The sequence below is a fragment of the Pseudomonas fjordensis genome (assembly GCF_976987115.1).
Genome location: NZ_OZ336860.1, coordinates 2161703 through 2176832, shown reverse-complemented (window position 1 = coordinate 2176832; position 15130 = coordinate 2161703). Strand labels below are relative to the sequence as shown.

At 58.3% G+C, this 15130-nt stretch carries 12 protein-coding genes; 1 reads left to right on the top strand and 11 read right to left on the bottom strand.

Annotation, left to right across the window (positions count from 1 at the left end):
• Positions 1-145 precede the first annotated feature (145 nt).
• The 3 genes from htpG to ACWHXD_RS10050 form a co-directional block, all read right to left on the bottom strand.
• Positions 146-2050: a molecular chaperone HtpG gene (htpG, locus tag ACWHXD_RS10060; protein WP_032897536.1), complete on the bottom strand. Its 1905-nt coding sequence runs from the start codon at positions 2048-2050 to the stop codon at positions 146-148.
• A gap of 89 nt (positions 2051-2139) precedes the next feature.
• Positions 2140-2592, bottom strand: a complete 453-nt coding sequence (locus tag ACWHXD_RS10055) for a PaaI family thioesterase (protein WP_499083896.1) — start codon at positions 2590-2592, stop codon at positions 2140-2142.
• The gene (locus ACWHXD_RS10050; protein ID WP_032892630.1) at positions 2589-3065 is read right to left on the bottom strand and encodes a PaaI family thioesterase; all 477 of its coding nucleotides are present in this window, start codon (positions 3063-3065) and stop codon (positions 2589-2591) included. The genes ACWHXD_RS10055 and ACWHXD_RS10050 overlap by 4 nt, the downstream gene beginning before the upstream one ends.
• 157 nt (positions 3066-3222) lie before the next feature.
• Between ACWHXD_RS10050 and ACWHXD_RS10045 the strand changes: the two genes are divergently transcribed.
• Positions 3223-3480, top strand: a complete 258-nt coding sequence (locus ACWHXD_RS10045) for a hypothetical protein (RefSeq protein ID WP_003190018.1) — start codon at positions 3223-3225, stop codon at positions 3478-3480.
• Positions 3481-3564: 84 nt separating this feature from the next.
• On the opposite strand, the gene ACWHXD_RS10040 is transcribed toward ACWHXD_RS10045, so the two are convergent.
• The 8 genes from ACWHXD_RS10040 to ACWHXD_RS10005 form a co-directional block, all read right to left on the bottom strand.
• Positions 3565-4305, bottom strand: a complete 741-nt coding sequence (locus ACWHXD_RS10040; protein ID WP_138763470.1) for a DUF599 domain-containing protein — start codon at positions 4303-4305, stop codon at positions 3565-3567.
• Positions 4306-4536: 231 nt separating this feature from the next.
• Positions 4537-5850 (bottom strand): branched-chain amino acid transport system II carrier protein, encoded by a 1314-nt coding sequence (gene brnQ / locus ACWHXD_RS10035; protein ID WP_138763471.1) that lies wholly within the window; start codon positions 5848-5850, stop codon positions 4537-4539.
• A gap of 428 nt (positions 5851-6278) precedes the next feature.
• Complete coding sequence (gene sucD / locus ACWHXD_RS10030) at positions 6279-7160, bottom strand: succinate--CoA ligase subunit alpha (RefSeq protein ID WP_003190013.1); 882 nt, start codon at positions 7158-7160, stop codon at positions 6279-6281.
• Positions 7160-8326 (bottom strand): ADP-forming succinate--CoA ligase subunit beta, encoded by a 1167-nt coding sequence (gene sucC / locus ACWHXD_RS10025; protein ID WP_003190011.1) that lies wholly within the window; start codon positions 8324-8326, stop codon positions 7160-7162. The genes sucD and sucC overlap by 1 nt, the downstream gene beginning before the upstream one ends.
• A 204-nt stretch (positions 8327-8530) precedes the next feature.
• Positions 8531-9967: a dihydrolipoyl dehydrogenase gene (lpdA, locus tag ACWHXD_RS10020; protein WP_003190010.1), complete on the bottom strand. Its 1437-nt coding sequence runs from the start codon at positions 9965-9967 to the stop codon at positions 8531-8533.
• Positions 9968-10066: 99 nt separating this feature from the next.
• Complete coding sequence (gene odhB, locus ACWHXD_RS10015; RefSeq protein ID WP_003190009.1) at positions 10067-11287, bottom strand: 2-oxoglutarate dehydrogenase complex dihydrolipoyllysine-residue succinyltransferase; 1221 nt, start codon at positions 11285-11287, stop codon at positions 10067-10069.
• A gap of 44 nt (positions 11288-11331) precedes the next feature.
• Entirely contained in the window at positions 11332-14163 is a 2832-nt protein-coding gene (locus ACWHXD_RS10010; RefSeq protein WP_032892637.1) for a 2-oxoglutarate dehydrogenase E1 component, read from the bottom strand.
• A 262-nt stretch (positions 14164-14425) separates the two neighbouring features.
• Positions 14426-15130 (bottom strand): succinate dehydrogenase iron-sulfur subunit, encoded by a 705-nt coding sequence (locus ACWHXD_RS10005; RefSeq protein ID WP_003172807.1) that lies wholly within the window; start codon positions 15128-15130, stop codon positions 14426-14428.

Below are 15130 nucleotides of genomic sequence, written 5' to 3'. Positions count from 1 at the left end.
GCGACTGTAGGAGCGAGCTTGCTCGCGAAAAACTTCAGGGCACCGCGTTGATTCAGGATGTACGCGTTATCGTTGACGTTTTTCGCGAGCAAGCTCGCTCCTACAAATGAAAAAACCCGCCGAAGCGGGTTTTTCTACATCGGTGTTAAACCGACAATTCAACCAACAGCTTGTTCAGTCGGCGCACATACGCGGCCGGGTCCTTCAAGCTGTCGCCGGCTGCCAGGGCGGCCTGGTCGAAGAGGATGTGCGACAGGTCGCCAAACCGCTCTTCGCTCTGCTCGCCATCGAGTTTCTCGATCAGCGGGTGAGACGGGTTGAATTCGAAGATCGGCTTGGAGTCCGGCACTTTCTGCCCGCTGGCTTCGAGGATCTGGCGCATCTGCATGCCCAGGTCCTGCTCGCCGATGGCCAGGATCGCCGGGGATTCAGTCAGGCGGTGGGAAACCCGCACTTCGCTGACTGCTTCGCCCAGGGAAGCCTTGATGCGTTCCACCAGGCCCTCTTTGGACTTGGCGACCTCTTCGGCCTCCTTCTTGTCTTCTTCGGAGTCCAGGTTACCCAGGTCCAGGTCACCACGGGCCACGTCGACAAAGGTTTTGCCGTCGAACTCGGTGAGGTAGCTCATCAGCCACTCATCGATACGGTCGGTCAGCAGCAGCACTTCGATGCCTTTCTTGCGGAAGACTTCCAGGTGCGGGCTGTTCTTGACCTGGGCATAGGTTTCGCCGGTCAGGTAGTAGATCTTGTCCTGACCTTCCTTGGCGCGCGCCAGGTAGTCAGCCAAGGACACAACCTGCTCGCCGTCTTCGCCCTGAGTCGAAGCAAAACGCAGCAAGCCGGCGATTTTTTCCTTGTTGGCAAAATCTTCCGCCGGGCCTTCTTTCATCACCTGGCCGAAGTTTTTCCAGAAGCTCTTGTATTGCTCAGGCTCGTTCTTCGCCAGTTTTTCCAGCATGTCGAGTACGCGCTTGGTCAGCGCCGACTTCATGGAGTCGATGATCGGGTCTTTCTGCAGGATTTCCCGCGACACGTTCAGCGACAGGTCGTTGGAGTCGACCACACCTTTGATAAAGCGCAGGTACAGCGGCAGGAAGGATTCCGCCTGGTCCATCACGAACACACGCTGCACGTAGAGCTTCAGGCCTTTTGGCGCTTCACGCTGGTACAGGTCGAACGGAGCACGGGCCGGTACGTAGAGCAGCGAGCTGTATTCGAGCTTGCCTTCAACCTTGTTGTGGCTCCAGCTCAGCGGGTTCTCGTAGTCGTGGCCGATGTGCTTGTAGAACTCCTGGTATTCCTCGTCCTTGATCTCGGTACGCGGACGGGTCCACAGGGCGCTGGCGCGGTTGACGGTTTCCCACTCCACCGCCGGGGCTTCTTCGCCTTCGGCAACGGTCTGTTCCTTGGGCAACTCGATCGGCAACGCGATGTGGTCGGAGTACTTCTTGATGATGTTGCGCAGGCGCCAGCCATCGGCGAATTCGTCTTCACCGGCTTTCAGGTGCAGCACGATGCGGGTGCCGCGGTCAGCCTTGTCGATCGTGGCGATTTCAAATTCGCCTTCGCCCTTGGAAGCCCAGTGCACACCTTCGCTGGCGTCGAGGCCGGCGCGGCGGCTGAAAACTTCAACCTTGTCGGCGACGATGAAGGCCGAATAGAAGCCCACGCCGAACTGGCCGATCAGGTGAGAGTCTTTTTTCTGGTCGCCCGACAGGTTCTTCATGAAATCTGCGGTGCCGGATTTGGCGATGGTCCCCAGGTGGGTGATCGCATCGTCACGGCTCATGCCGATACCGTTGTCTTCGAGAGTGACGGTTTTGGCGTCTTTGTCGTAGCTCACACGGATCTTCAGTTCCGCGCCGCCTTCCAGCAACTCAGGCTTGGACAGGGCTTCGAAACGTAATTTGTCGACAGCGTCAGAGGCGTTCGAGATCAATTCGCGAAGGAAAATTTCCTTGTTGGAATACAGCGAATGGATCATGAGGTGCAGCAGTTGCTTCACCTCGGTCTGGAAGCCCAGGGTTTCCTTTTGAGTTTCCACACTCATGGTCATCAAACTCCAATTGGATGGCAGTGGCCGCGCCCGAAAGGGTTGGCGGCGGGTTGTCATCAAAGTTGGGGGCTCAGGCCAGGATTTCAAGGGCGGGCCAATTCCTCAATTTTGAAATGTGCCCGGGCGGTGGCAATCGGCTCGGCCGGGGTGCTCTGCCAGGCGGTAATCGCCACGTTGGCCACGCGCCGGCCCTGGCGCCACACCTGGCACTTGGCATAGGTGTCACGAAACTGGCCGACGCGCAGGTAATCCAGGGAGAAGTCGATGATTTTCGGCAGGCCCGGAGCGCCCGTGAACACCAGCAAGTGCAGGGCGGCGGCCAGCTCCATGAAGCCGGCGATCACCCCGCCATGCAACGCTGGCAATATCGGGTTACCAATATTGTCCTTGTTGGCCGGCAGGCGAAACAGCAACTCATCCCCCAGACGGGTGCATTCGATGCCGATCAACCTGGCATAGGGCACCAACTCGAGCAGCGCGTCATAGTCGCCACGATCAAGGGCTTGCTCCAGGCGGGTCTTGAACCGATGCGTCATGCCTGCTCTCCCTTGATGACCGTGCCCAAGCCTTGGGTGCCTTTGAGGCGCTTGCCCATGCGCATGAACGTACCCACCACATGGGCAATAGGTTGTTGCGGGTCATCCTGATAGGCAACGCCACGGGTGAAGATCACGTCGGTGGTCACCCGGTAGCATTGCGCGAAGCCATAGACCGGCTTGTGGGGTTCGGCGGGATGCATGTAGTCGATGCGCAGGTCCAGGGTGGGGCACACTTCGAATTCGGGCAATACGCACAGGGTCGCCATGCCGCAGGCGGTGTCCATCAACGAGGTGAGCGCGCCGCCATGGATCACCCCGCTCAGGGGGTCACCGACGATATGCGGCCCATACGGCAGTACGAGGGTCATGCCCTCCTCGCTGGCTTGATGAACACTCACACCCAGCACCTGGCAATGGCGCAGGGCCGAAACGAAGCGCACGGCACGCTCTAACAAAGGGTTTTCGGTCATTGTTTTTAGACTCTTATTAGTGTGAATTCAGCGGACGGGAATGACCGGGTAAAGTTCCTGTACGAAACATGCTATATATCTGTGGGACATAAGGAACTAATGCTGGCCCCTTGGGTTCGAAAGGCCAGTAGATATCTTCAATAAGGAGAAACACCCCATGCGTAAGACATTAGCTATTTCCATGATGCTGGCCGCTGCTCTCGGTCTGGCTGCCTGCGACAAGAAATCCGAAGACAAAGCCCAAGACGCTGCTGCACATTCTGAGCAAGCTCAGCAAGATATGGCTAAAGCACAGGATAAAGTGAACGACGCTGCGAAAGAAAACGCCGAAGCTGCCAAAGCTCAGGCCGAATCGAACGAAGCGGCTGCAAAAGAAGCTGCACCTGCCGCACCAGCAGAACCTGCCAAGCAGTAATCGCAGGGTTTAAAGCTGTATTGCAGCAAAAAGAAAGCCCGCTGACTAAGCGGGCTTTTCTTTGTCTGGGATTTGCTGCCAGCGCTACGATGCGCCGTCTTTTACAGCCTCGACTGCCGGCATATCGGTTGGCGTATACACCATCACCTGCAATACATCCGAATGGAACTCGCGGCGGTACAGCACCAACACCACCCCGCTGCTCATCAACATGAACAACCAGGGGCTGACAAACCAGGCCAGCATGGTCATGCCGAAGTAATAAGCACGCAGGCCAAAGTTGAACTGGTTGGCCGCCATCGAAATCACTCGCGCCGCCCGCAAAGCAAATGCCTTGCGCTCCTGCTCCGACACATGCCGCTCACCGATCATGGGCGCCGAGCCCACCAGCACTGCCGCGAAGTTGTACTGGCGCATGCACCAGCTGAAGGTGAAAAAGGCGTAGACAAACACCAGTGCCAGGCACAGCAATTTGATCTCCGACATGCCCTGGGATGCCTGCTGCACCATGGGAATATCTGCCAGCAGTGACACTGCGCGTTCCGAAGCCCCCAGCACCGTGAGGATACCGGCGAGGATGATCAAGGTGCTGGATGCGAAAAACGAGGCATTGCGCTCCAGGTTACCGATCACACTGGCGTCGGCGATACGGTTGTCGCGCAGCAGCATGCGGCGCATCCAGTCTTCACGGTACAGGTGCAACACACTGGCCAGGCACGCCGTGTCCCGGGCTTTCCAAGTGGCGTAACGGGTGTAGCCGCCCCAGCAGATAACAAACCAGAGGGCTGCAAGTAGATGAACTTGATTGATTTCGACAAACGACATGTAGGTCCTTGTACAGGGTAGCCATGGTGAAAACGCGGTCAAACTGTGGGAGCGGGCTTGCTCGCGAATGCGGTGTGCCAGCTGCATATTAGTTTGCTGACACACCGCATTCGCGAGCAAGCCCGCTCCCACATTACCAGTTCACAAGTTTAGAAATATGTAACGTCATACGCAAAAAAAATGCCCCGTATCGTTTGATACGGGGCATTTCAGTACAGCACGAACCGCGTGTTACGCGATGGCTTCGCTGCGCTTGCCCAGCATACGGTCAATCACCACGGCCACTACCAGTGTCATCACCGACGGCACCAGCCACGCCAAGCCTTGTTCGCTCAACGGCAGGTTTACCAACTGCGTTGGCATCCAACCCGCCAGGCCCGCGCCCTTGAGTGCGTCGATGCAGCCAAAGATGAACGACACCAGCATCACCGGGCCGACAATACGGCCCTGTTCCTGCCAAAACCCTTTGCAGAAGCTCAGGGCCACCAACACGATGCACGGCGGGTAGATCGCGGTCAGCACCGGAATCGAGAAGGCAATCAGTTTGGTCAGGCCCAGGTTGGACACAAACAGCGAGAACAGCGCCAGGATCACCACCAGGGTCTTGTAGGACAGTGGCAGGATCTTGCTGAAGTACTCGGCGCAGGCGCAGGTCAGGCCCACGGCAGTCACCAGGCATGCCAGGGAAATCAGCACGGCGAGGAAACCACTGCCCAGGGAGCCGAACGTGTATTGCACGTAGGCGTGCAGTACTGCCGCGCCATTACTGGCACCCGCGGCCACGGCATGGCTGCCCGAACCCAGGCGGAACAGGCTGACGTACACCAGCGCCAGGCCCACGCCGGCAATCAGCCCGGCAATGATCGCGTAGCGGGTGATCAGCTTGGGCGACTCGACGCCACGGGAGCGGATCGCGTTGACGATCACGATGCCGAACACCAGGGCGCCCAGGGTATCCATGGTCAGGTAACCATTGATAAAGCCTTGGGAGAACGGCGCGGCCACGTATTCCGGCGTGGCAACCCCCACCTCACCCGCAGGCAAGGCAAACGCAGCGATACCGAGAATGGCCAGGGCGATGATCTTCAGCGGCGCCAGGAAACGGCCCACGGTGTCCAGCAGTCGACCTGGGTACAGGGAGACAAGGAACACCACCAAAAAATACACCGAGCTGTAGAGGAACAGCGCCAACGGGCTTTCACCGGTCAAGGGCGCCAGGCCTACTTCAAACGACACGGTTGCGGTGCGCGGGGTCGCAAACAGCGGGCCCACGGCCAGGTAGGCCGCTGCCGCCAGCAGGCCACCGGCGATCTTGCCAATCGGGCTGCTCAGCGCATCCATGCCACCACCGACCTTGGCCAGGGCAATCACCGTGACCACCGGCAAACCGACTGCGGTGATCAGAAAGCCCAGCGCCGCCATCCACACATGCGGCCCGGACTGCAAACCAACGATAGGCGGGAAGATGATGTTGCCGGCGCCCACGAACAGGGCAAAGGTCATAAAGCCCAGCGCCAGGATATCCTGGCTTTTCAACACTTTCATTTGAGGAAATACCACACTACTGAATCGGAATTTAGAGAGGGCTTCCCTATGGATGAGGGAAATGCTGCCGGCCCTTGTGGGGACCGACCGGTCTAGCGCGCAGCTTCCTTTTGGGACGCGGACGCATAAAGAGGCGGCTAGAGTACAGAATTAGCCTGACAAACGCACTGTTGCGGGGCGGACTGTCCGATAAGCGACATTTGAATGTCGCGTTTTCATACTTAATTTGCCCATACAGTTTTTTTGTAGGAGCGAGCTTGCTCGCGAAAAACTCACAGGCGCCGCGCTCATTCAGGAAGCACGCGTTATCGTTGAGGTTTTTCGCGAGCAAGCTCGCTCCTACAGAGGGCAATATTCGCATACCCAGAATGCACAAAGGCCACCCGAAGGTGGCCTTTGTGTGGTGAAGCGTCAGCTAAGCGCGAGGCTTACTTGACAGCCCAACCGGTCAGCTCGGCCAGGGCCTTGCCGATGTCTGCCAGCGAACGCACGGTTTTAACGCCTGCGTCTTGCAGTGCAGCGAATTTCTCGTCTGCAGTGCCTTTGCCGCCAGAGATGATTGCGCCAGCATGGCCCATGCGCTTGCCCGCAGGGGCAGTCACACCAGCGATGTAGGAAACAACCGGCTTGGTCACGTGTGCCTTGATGTAGGCAGCCGCTTCTTCTTCAGCCGAACCGCCGATCTCACCGATCATTACGATCGCTTCGGTCTTCGGGTCTTCCTGGAACAGCTTCAGGATGTCGATGAAGTTGGAGCCTGGGATCGGGTCACCGCCGATGCCGACGCAAGTCGACTGACCGAAACCGGCGTCAGTGGTCTGCTTCACAGCTTCGTAGGTCAGGGTGCCGGAACGGGAAACGATACCGACTTTACCTGGCAAGTGAATGTGACCTGGCATGATGCCGATCTTGCATTCGCCTGGGGTGATCACGCCTGGGCAGTTAGGGCCGATCAGGACTACGCCCAGCTCGTCGCACTTAACTTTAGCGTCCAGCATGTCCAGGGTAGGAATGCCTTCGGTGATGCAGACGATCAGCTTGATGCCGCCGAATGCCGCTTCCAGGATCGAGTCCTTGCAGAAAGGAGCTGGAACGTAGATCACGCTGGCAGTGGCGCCAGTGGCTTCTACGGCTTCTTTCACGGTGTTGAACACGGGCAGGCCCAGGTGCTCGGTGCCGCCTTTGCCCGGAGTTACGCCGCCAACCATCTGGGTGCCGTACTCGATGGCTTGCTGGGTGTGGAAACTACCTTGCGAACCGGTAATACCCTGGCAGATAACTTTGGTGTCTTTATTGATCAGGACGCTCATTACTTGCCCTCCGCAGCTTTGACAACTTGTTGAGCAGCGTCGGTCAGGCTGGTAGCCGCGATGATGTTCAAACCGCTTTCTGCCAGTACTTTAGCGCCCAGTTCAGCGTTGTTACCTTCAAGGCGAACAACAACCGGGATTTTAACGCCGACTTCTTTCACTGCACCGATGATGCCTTCGGCAATCATGTCGCAACGAACGATGCCGCCGAAGATGTTGACCAGTACTGCAGCGACGTTGGAGTCGGACAGGATGATCTTGAACGCTTCGGTAACGCGTTCCTTGGTAGCGCCACCACCTACGTCGAGGAAGTTGGCTGGCTTGCCGCCATGCAGGTTGACGATGTCCATGGTACCCATGGCCAGGCCAGCACCGTTGACCATGCAGCCGATGTTACCTTCCAGGGCTACGTAGTTCAGTTCGAACTTGGCAGCGTGCGCTTCGCGCGGATCGTCTTGCGACGGATCGTGGAAAGTCTTCAGCTTAGGCTGACGGTACATGGCGTTGGCGTCGATGTTGATCTTGGCGTCGAGGCAGTGCAGATCGCCGTCAGCCTTGATCACCAGCGGGTTCACTTCCAGCAGGGCCAGATCGTGATCCTGGAACAGTTTGGCCAGACCAACGAAGATCTTGGCGAACTGGGCAACTTGCTTGCCTTCCAGACCCAGCTGGAAAGCCAGCTCGCGACCCTGGAATGGCTGTGCGCCAACCAGTGGATCGATAGTGGCCTTCAGAATTTTTTCTGGGGTTTCGTGAGCGATCTTCTCGATGTCCACGCCACCTTCGGTGGAAGCCATGAACACGATGCGACGGCTCGAACGGTCAACGACAGCGCCCAGGTACAGCTCTTTAGCGATATCAGTGCACGATTCAACCAGGATCTTGGTGACTGGTTGGCCATTGGCATCAGTCTGGTAAGTCACCAGACGCTTGCCCAGCCACTGCTGTGCGAAGGCCTTGGCGTCTTCTTTGCTGCGAACCAGCTTGACGCCGCCCGCTTTACCGCGACCACCGGCGTGGACCTGGGCTTTGACAACCCACTCGCTGCCGCCGATTTTGTCGCAAGCTTCTGCTGCTGCTTCCGGGGTGTCTACTGCGTAGCCCTTGGAAACTGGCAGGCCGTATTCAGCGAACAGCTGCTTACCCTGATACTCGTGAAGATTCATGCTTTTTACCGTCTTCGTTAGGTACTGCGCATTCGGCGCTGCGCTCATTATGAGTGCCGCGCCACCTGTGACTGCTGCTTGCGCAACTTGCGGGGCTTATGGCCCGTAAAGCTGCGCAAGGCTGCGTCCAGCGGATATTCCGCGGTGAGTCTTGCGCGCAAGGCTCACGACGGGCAACTCCGCCGTGGTTTCTTATTATCTCGCTTAGCGCTTCTTGCGGTTGGCGATGTGGATGGCGCCGCCATTCACTGCCAACGCGGCTTCGTGCAACGCTTCGGACAGGGTCGGATGGGAGAAAACCATCATGCCCAGGTCCTCGGCACTGGTGCCGAATTCCATGCCGATTGCGCCTTGCTGAACCAGTTCTGCAGCGCTTGGGCCAATCACGTGGACGCCCAATACGCGGTCAGTCTTGGCATCAGCGATGACTTTGACAAAACCACCGGTGTCGTTAGCTGCCATGGCACGGCCAGAAGCGGCAAACGGGAAGGTGCCGACGTTAACTTCAACGCCTTCAGCTTTCAACTGCTGTTCGTTCTTGCCGACCCATGCAATTTCCGGGTGGGTGTAGATAACCGATGGGATCAGGTCGTAATTCATCTGGGTCTTGTGACCCTTGATGCGCTCAACGACCATGATGCCCTCTTCGGAAGCCTTGTGGGCCAGCATCATGCCACGAACCACGTCGCCAATGGCATAGACGCCAGGCACGGTGGTGGCGCAATGATCGTCAACGTGGATGAAACCACGCTCGTCGATGTTCACGCCGCTGTCGGAAGCCAGCAGGTCGTTGGTCACTGGGCGGCGGCCCACGGCGACGATCAGCTTGTCGAAGGTGATGGTCTGCTCGCCGTCTTTATCGGTGTAGGTCACTACGACTTCTTCGCCGTTGACCTTGGAACCGGTAACACGGGCGCCGAGCTTGATGTCCAGACCTTGTTTGGTCAGGGTTTTCAGCGCTTCCTTGGACACCGCGGTGTCGGCAGCCAGCAGGAACGTGTCCAGGGCTTCCAGCACGGTGACTTCAGCGCCCAGACGCGACCATACCGAACCCAGTTCCAGGCCGATCACGCCAGCGCCAATCACGCCCAGGCGCTTAGGTACGGCTTGGAATTCCAGGGCGCCGGTCGAATCAACGATCACGTTGTTATCGACAGGTGCAGGCGGAATGTCGATTGGACGCGAACCTGGGGCCAGGATCACGTTTTCGGCTTCGATGACTTCAACCGAACCGTCTGGCTTGGTGACTTCAACTTTCTTGCCAGCCAGCAGCTTGCCGTGGCCTTGAATCGACGTCACGCCGTTGGCCTTGAACAAGGTGGCAACGCCGGAAGTCAGGCCTTTGACGATGTTGGCTTTACGGCCGACCATTGCTGGCACGTCCATGGTCACGCCAGCATGGTTGATGCCGTGGATCGCGAAGCCGTCTTGGGCTTCGTGGAATTTCCAGGAGCTGTCCAGCAGCGCCTTGGACGGAATGCAACCTACGTTCAGGCAAGTACCGCCCAGCGCCAGTTTGCCTTCCTTGTCGGTGTATTTTTCGATGCAAGCAGTGGAGAGGCCCAGTTGCGCGGCCTTGATGGCGGCAACATAGCCGCCAGGGCCTGCACCAATCACTACAACGTCAAATTTCTGTGTCATGAAAATAGATCCTCTATTTGCGACAAGCTTCTAGCCACACGTTGCAAGCCAAGCTGCTTTTTCCTACAGCTTGTAGCTCGCAACGTGCAACTGCTTCTATCAGATGTCCAGGAGCAGGCGAGCCGGGTCTTCCAGCAGGTTCTTGATGGTCACCAGGAACGTCACGGCTTCTTTACCGTCGATCAGGCGGTGATCGTAAGACAGTGCCAGGTACATCATTGGGCGGATCACAACCTGGCCGTTGATGGCCATCGGACGCTGGATGATGTTGTGCATGCCCAGGATCGCGGCTTGCGGTGGGTTGACGATCGGCGTCGACATCATCGAACCGAAGGTACCACCGTTGGTGATGGTGAAGGTACCGCCGGTCATCTCGTCGATGGTCAGCTTGCCGTCACGGGCTTTCTTGCCGAAGCCGGCGATGCCGCCTTCGATTTCGGCCAGGCTCATCAGCTCGGCGTTACGCAGTACTGGAACCACCAGGCCACGGTCGCTGGAGACGGCAACGCCGATATCCGAGTAGCCGTGGTAAACGATGTCGCCGCCGTCGATGGAAGCGTTGACTGCCGGGAAGCGCTTCAGCGCTTCGGTGGCCGCTTTCACGAAGAACGACATGAAGCCCAGGCGCACGCCGTTGTGGGACTTCTCGAACAGGTCCTTGTACTTCGAACGCAGGGCCATGACTTCGGTCATGTCGACTTCGTTGAAGGTGGTCAGCATCGCCATGTTCGACTGTGCTTCAACCAGGCGCTTGGCCACGGTGGCACGTACGCGAGTCATCGGTACGCGCTTCTCGGTGCGGTCGCCAGCGGCAAACACAGGCGCAGCGGCAGCAGGCGCTGCAGCCTTGGCAGGTGCGGCAGCCGGAGCGTTCTTCTTGGCTTCAACGGCGGCAACCACGTCTTCCTTGGTCACGCGGCCATCTTTGCCAGTGCCCTTGATGGAAGCCAGGTTGATGCCGTTTTCTTCCGCCAGTTGACGTGCAGCCGGTGCAGCGATTGGGTCTTCGCCACCCGCAGCCGGTGCAGCAGGGGCAGAAGCAGCCGGTGCAGCGGCGGCAGGAGCAGGAGCGGCAGCAGCGCTGCCCTCTTCGATCGAACCCAGTACCTGGTTCGACAGAACGGTAGCGCCCTCTTCAGCAACGATCGCGCCCAGCACGCCGTCAGCTTCGGCCAACACTTCCAGAACGACTTTGTCGGTCTCGATGTCGACGATCAGGTCGTCACGTTTGACGGCCTCGCCTGGTTTCTTGTGCCAGGTGGCAACGGTGCCATCGGCAACCGATTCCGGGAATGACGGGGCTTTGATTTCGATAGCCATTATCTGTAGGTCCTTAAAATTCGGTTTCAGTCAGCGCGAAGGCGTTAAACAGTGAAAGCATCTTGCAGCAGTTTTTCCTGCTGCTCGGCGTGCATCGACGCATAACCACAGGCAGGTGCAGCAGAAGCATCACGACCGGCGTACTCAAGGACCAAGGCCTTGTTGTGGTTGCCGATGCTGCGACGCAGATGATGCTGGCTGCTGTACCAGGCGCCCTGGTTCATCGGTTCTTCCTGACACCACACAACGTTAGTGAGGTTGGTGTAAGGCGCGATGATCTCCATGAGGTCATCTTCCGGGAACGGATAAAGCTGCTCGATACGCACGATGGCGATGTCTTCGCGGCCTTCGGCACGGCGTTTTTCCAGCAGATCGTAGTAGACCTTGCCGCTGCACAGGATCAGGCGAGTGACCTTGGCGGCGTCCAGCGTGTCGATCTCTGGAATCACGGTCTGGAACGAACCTTGGGCCAGATCTTCCAGGGTCGAAACGGCCAGTTTGTGACGCAACAGCGACTTCGGCGTGAGCACCACCAGCGGCTTGCGCAGCGGACGGATCACCTGGCGACGCAGCAAGTGGTAGATCTGGGCCGGGGTCGTCGGCACGCACACCTGGATGTTGTGCTCGGCGCACAGTTGCAGGTAACGCTCCAGACGGGCCGAGGAGTGCTCTGGCCCCTGACCTTCATAACCGTGTGGCAGCAGCATGGTCAGACCGCACAGACGGCCCCACTTGTGCTCGCCGCTGGTGATGAACTGGTCGATCACCACTTGGGCACCGTTGGCGAAGTCGCCGAACTGGGCTTCCCAGATCACCAGCGCATTAGGCGTGGTGGTCGAGTAACCGTATTCGAACGCCAGGACGGCTTCTTCGGACAGGAACGAATCGTACAGGTCGAAACGTGGCTGGCCTTCATACAGGTTCTGCAACGGGATGTAGGTGCCCGCGTCTTTCTGGTTGTGCAATACAGCATGACGGTGCGAGAACGTACCGCGGCCGATGTCCTGGCCGGTCATGCGGATCGGGTGACCTTCGAACGCCAGGGTCGCGTATGCCATGGTTTCGGCGTAACCCCAGTTGATCGGCAGGCCGCCGGCTTGCATCTTCTGACGGTCTTCGTAGATCTTCGCAACCTGGCGCTGTACGACGAAGCCTTCGGGAATCTCCAGCAGCTTGGCGGACAGTTCCTGCAACGTCTTCAAATCGAACGAGGTATCGTGACGTGCAGTCCAGGTGTGCCCCAGGTAGGGGCGCCAGTCAACGAACAGCTCTTTGTTCGGCTCTTTGACCAGGCTTTTCACTACATGCAGGCCGTTGTCCAGCGCGTTGCGGTATTCGTCGACTTTCGCCTGAACACGCGCATCGTCAACCACGCCGGCCTTGGTCAGGCTTTCGGCGTACAGCTCACGGGTGGTGCGCTGCTTGGTGATCTGCTGGTACATCAACGGCTGGGTGCCGCTTGGCTCGTCCGCTTCGTTGTGACCGCGACGGCGGTAGCAGACCAGGTCGATGACCACGTCACGCTTGAACTGCATGCGGTAGTCGACAGCCAGTTGGGTCACGAACAGCACGGCTTCCGGATCATCGCCATTCACATGGAGGATCGGCGCCTGGATCATCTTGGCAACGTCGGTGGCGTACTCGGTGGAGCGCGCATCCAACGGGTTGCTGATGGTGAAACCCACCTGGTTGTTGATGACGATGTGAACGGTACCGCCGGTCTTGAAGCCGCGGGTCTGCGACATCTGGAACGTTTCCAGGACCACGCCTTGACCGGCGAATGCCGCGTCACCGTGGATGGAAATCGGCAGCACTTTCTCACCGGTGGCGTCGTTACGACGATCCTGGCGAGCACGTACCGAACCCTCGACCACTGGCGAAACGATTTCCAGGTGGGAGGGGTTGAATGCCATGGCCAGGTGAACTTCACCGCCGGTGGTCATCACGTTGGACGAGAAGCCCTGGTGGTATTTAACGTCACCGGAACCCAGCTCGACCTTCTTCTTGCCTTCGAACTCGTCGAACAGCTCGCGCGGGTTCTTGCCGAAGGTGTTGACCAACACGTTCAGGCGACCACGGTGAGCCATGCCGATCACGATTTCCTTGGTGCCATAGGAACCGGAACGCTGGATCAGTTCGTCGAGCATCGGAATCAGGCTTTCGCCGCCTTCCAGGCCGAAACGCTTGGTGCCTGGGTATTTGGTGCCCAGGTATTTCTCGAGGCCTTCGGCCGCGGTCACGCGCTCCAGCAGGTGGCCGCGCACATCGGCGGACAATACCGGACGGCCACGCACGCCTTCCAGGCGGTGCTGGAACCAGTGGCGCTGCTCGGAATCGGTGATGTGCGTGAATTCAGCGCCGATGGTGCGGCAATATGTCTGCTGCAACGCTTCGTGAATTTCGCGTAGGCTCGCTTCCTCTTTGCCGATGAACAGGTCGCCGGCACGGAAGGTCGTATCAAGATCGGCATTGGTCAAGCCGTAATGATTGATCGACAGGTCTGCAGGTGCAGGACGCTGCCACAGCCCCAGCGGGTCAAGCTGGGCTGCCTGGTGGCCACGCATACGGTAGGCCTGGATCAGTCGCAGTACTTCAACTTGCTTCTTCTCATGCTCACTGCTCACGCTGCCGGCGGAAACCGGTTGGGCGCGGCGCTGGTTCTTTGCCAGCAGCACGAACTGATCGCGAATTGTTGCGTGCGATACATCGGTGGCAGCGTTGCCGTCTGAAGACAACGTCTGAAATTTGGTGCGCCATTCTTCTGGCACAGCGTTAGGGTCGTGCAGGTAGAGCTCATAAAGCTCTTCCACATAGGCAGCGTTACCACCTGAAAGATAGCCGCTGTTCCACATGCGCTGCATCACGCTTTCTTGCATGCTTGGTCACCCTCGATTTGGGGACACCACCGGCGAAAACACCGAGTTTGCTTGCAAAAGGCCAAGTGCAGCGACCAAAACAAGCCACTTAGGATCACGCTGATAGTTCGGGTACCAACCCGAATGCCCCTGCTTGTCTCATTTCTTCAAAATAAGAGCCGCGGCTTTGTAAGTCGCTGCTCAAGTTAAAACTACGGCGCCGGTTGAAGCCTGCGCCGTAGCATTTACGGGCACAACGGTCCTGCTTTTACTACAACGTCAGTTACACGCCGCTCTGCAGCAGCATGTTACGGATGTGACCAATGGCCTTAGTCGGGTTCAGGCCTTTAGGACATACGTTGACGCAGTTCATGATCCCGCGGCAGCGGAATACGCTGAACGGGTCATCCAGCGAAGCCAGACGCTCGGACGTCTTGGTATCACGGCTGTCTGCCAGGAAGCGGTAGGCTTGCAGCAGCGCAGCTGGACCCAGGAACTTGTCCGGGTTCCACCAGAAGGACGGGCAGGATGTCGAGCAGCAAGCGCACAGGATGCACTCGTACAGGCCATCGAGCTTTTCACGTTCTTCCGGGGACTGCAGACGCTCGATGGCCGGAGCCGGCGTGTCGTTCTGCAGGAACGGCTTAACTTTCTCGTATTGCTTGTAGAAGATGCTCATATCGACGACCAGGTCACGGATAACCGGCAAACCTGGCAGTGGACGAACGATCAGCTTGTTGCCTTTGACTACGGCGGACAGCGGCGTGATGCACGCCAGGCCGTTTTTGCCGTTGATGTTCATGCCGTCGGAACCGCACACACCTTCACGGCAAGAGCGACGATAGGAGAAACCTTCGTCCTGCTCTTTGATCAGTGCCAGTACATCCAGCACCATCAGGTCTTTACCGCCGGTATCGACCTGGAATTCCTGCATGAACGGCGCAGCGTCCTGATCAGGGTTGTAGCGATAAACACTGACTTTCAACAT

Excerpts from the sequence above, each read along its gene's own strand:
- ACWHXD_RS10010 (WP_032892637.1), bottom strand. The coding sequence starts at position 14,163 with ATGCAAGAAAGCGTGATGCAGCGCATGTGGAACAGCGGCTATCTTTCA.
- htpG (WP_032897536.1), bottom strand. The coding sequence starts at position 2,050 with ATGAGTGTGGAAACTCAAAAGGAAACCCTGGGCTTCCAGACCGAGGTG.
- sucC (WP_003190011.1), bottom strand. The coding sequence starts at position 8,326 with ATGAATCTTCACGAGTATCAGGGTAAGCAGCTGTTCGCTGAATACGGC.
- ACWHXD_RS10045 (WP_003190018.1), top strand. The coding sequence starts at position 3,223 with ATGCGTAAGACATTAGCTATTTCCATGATGCTGGCCGCTGCTCTCGGT.
- odhB (WP_003190009.1), bottom strand. The coding sequence starts at position 11,287 with ATGGCTATCGAAATCAAAGCCCCGTCATTCCCGGAATCGGTTGCCGAT.
- ACWHXD_RS10040 (WP_138763470.1), bottom strand. The coding sequence starts at position 4,305 with ATGTCGTTTGTCGAAATCAATCAAGTTCATCTACTTGCAGCCCTCTGG.
- ACWHXD_RS10005 (WP_003172807.1), bottom strand. The coding sequence starts at position 15,130 with ATGTTGAAAGTCAGTGTTTATCGCTACAACCCTGATCAGGACGCTGCG.
- ACWHXD_RS10055 (WP_499083896.1), bottom strand. The coding sequence starts at position 2,592 with ATGACGCATCGGTTCAAGACCCGCCTGGAGCAAGCCCTTGATCGTGGC.
- ACWHXD_RS10050 (WP_032892630.1), bottom strand. The coding sequence starts at position 3,065 with ATGACCGAAAACCCTTTGTTAGAGCGTGCCGTGCGCTTCGTTTCGGCC.
- lpdA (WP_003190010.1), bottom strand. The coding sequence starts at position 9,967 with ATGACACAGAAATTTGACGTTGTAGTGATTGGTGCAGGCCCTGGCGGC.
- brnQ (WP_138763471.1), bottom strand. The coding sequence starts at position 5,850 with ATGAAAGTGTTGAAAAGCCAGGATATCCTGGCGCTGGGCTTTATGACC.
- sucD (WP_003190013.1), bottom strand. The coding sequence starts at position 7,160 with ATGAGCGTCCTGATCAATAAAGACACCAAAGTTATCTGCCAGGGTATT.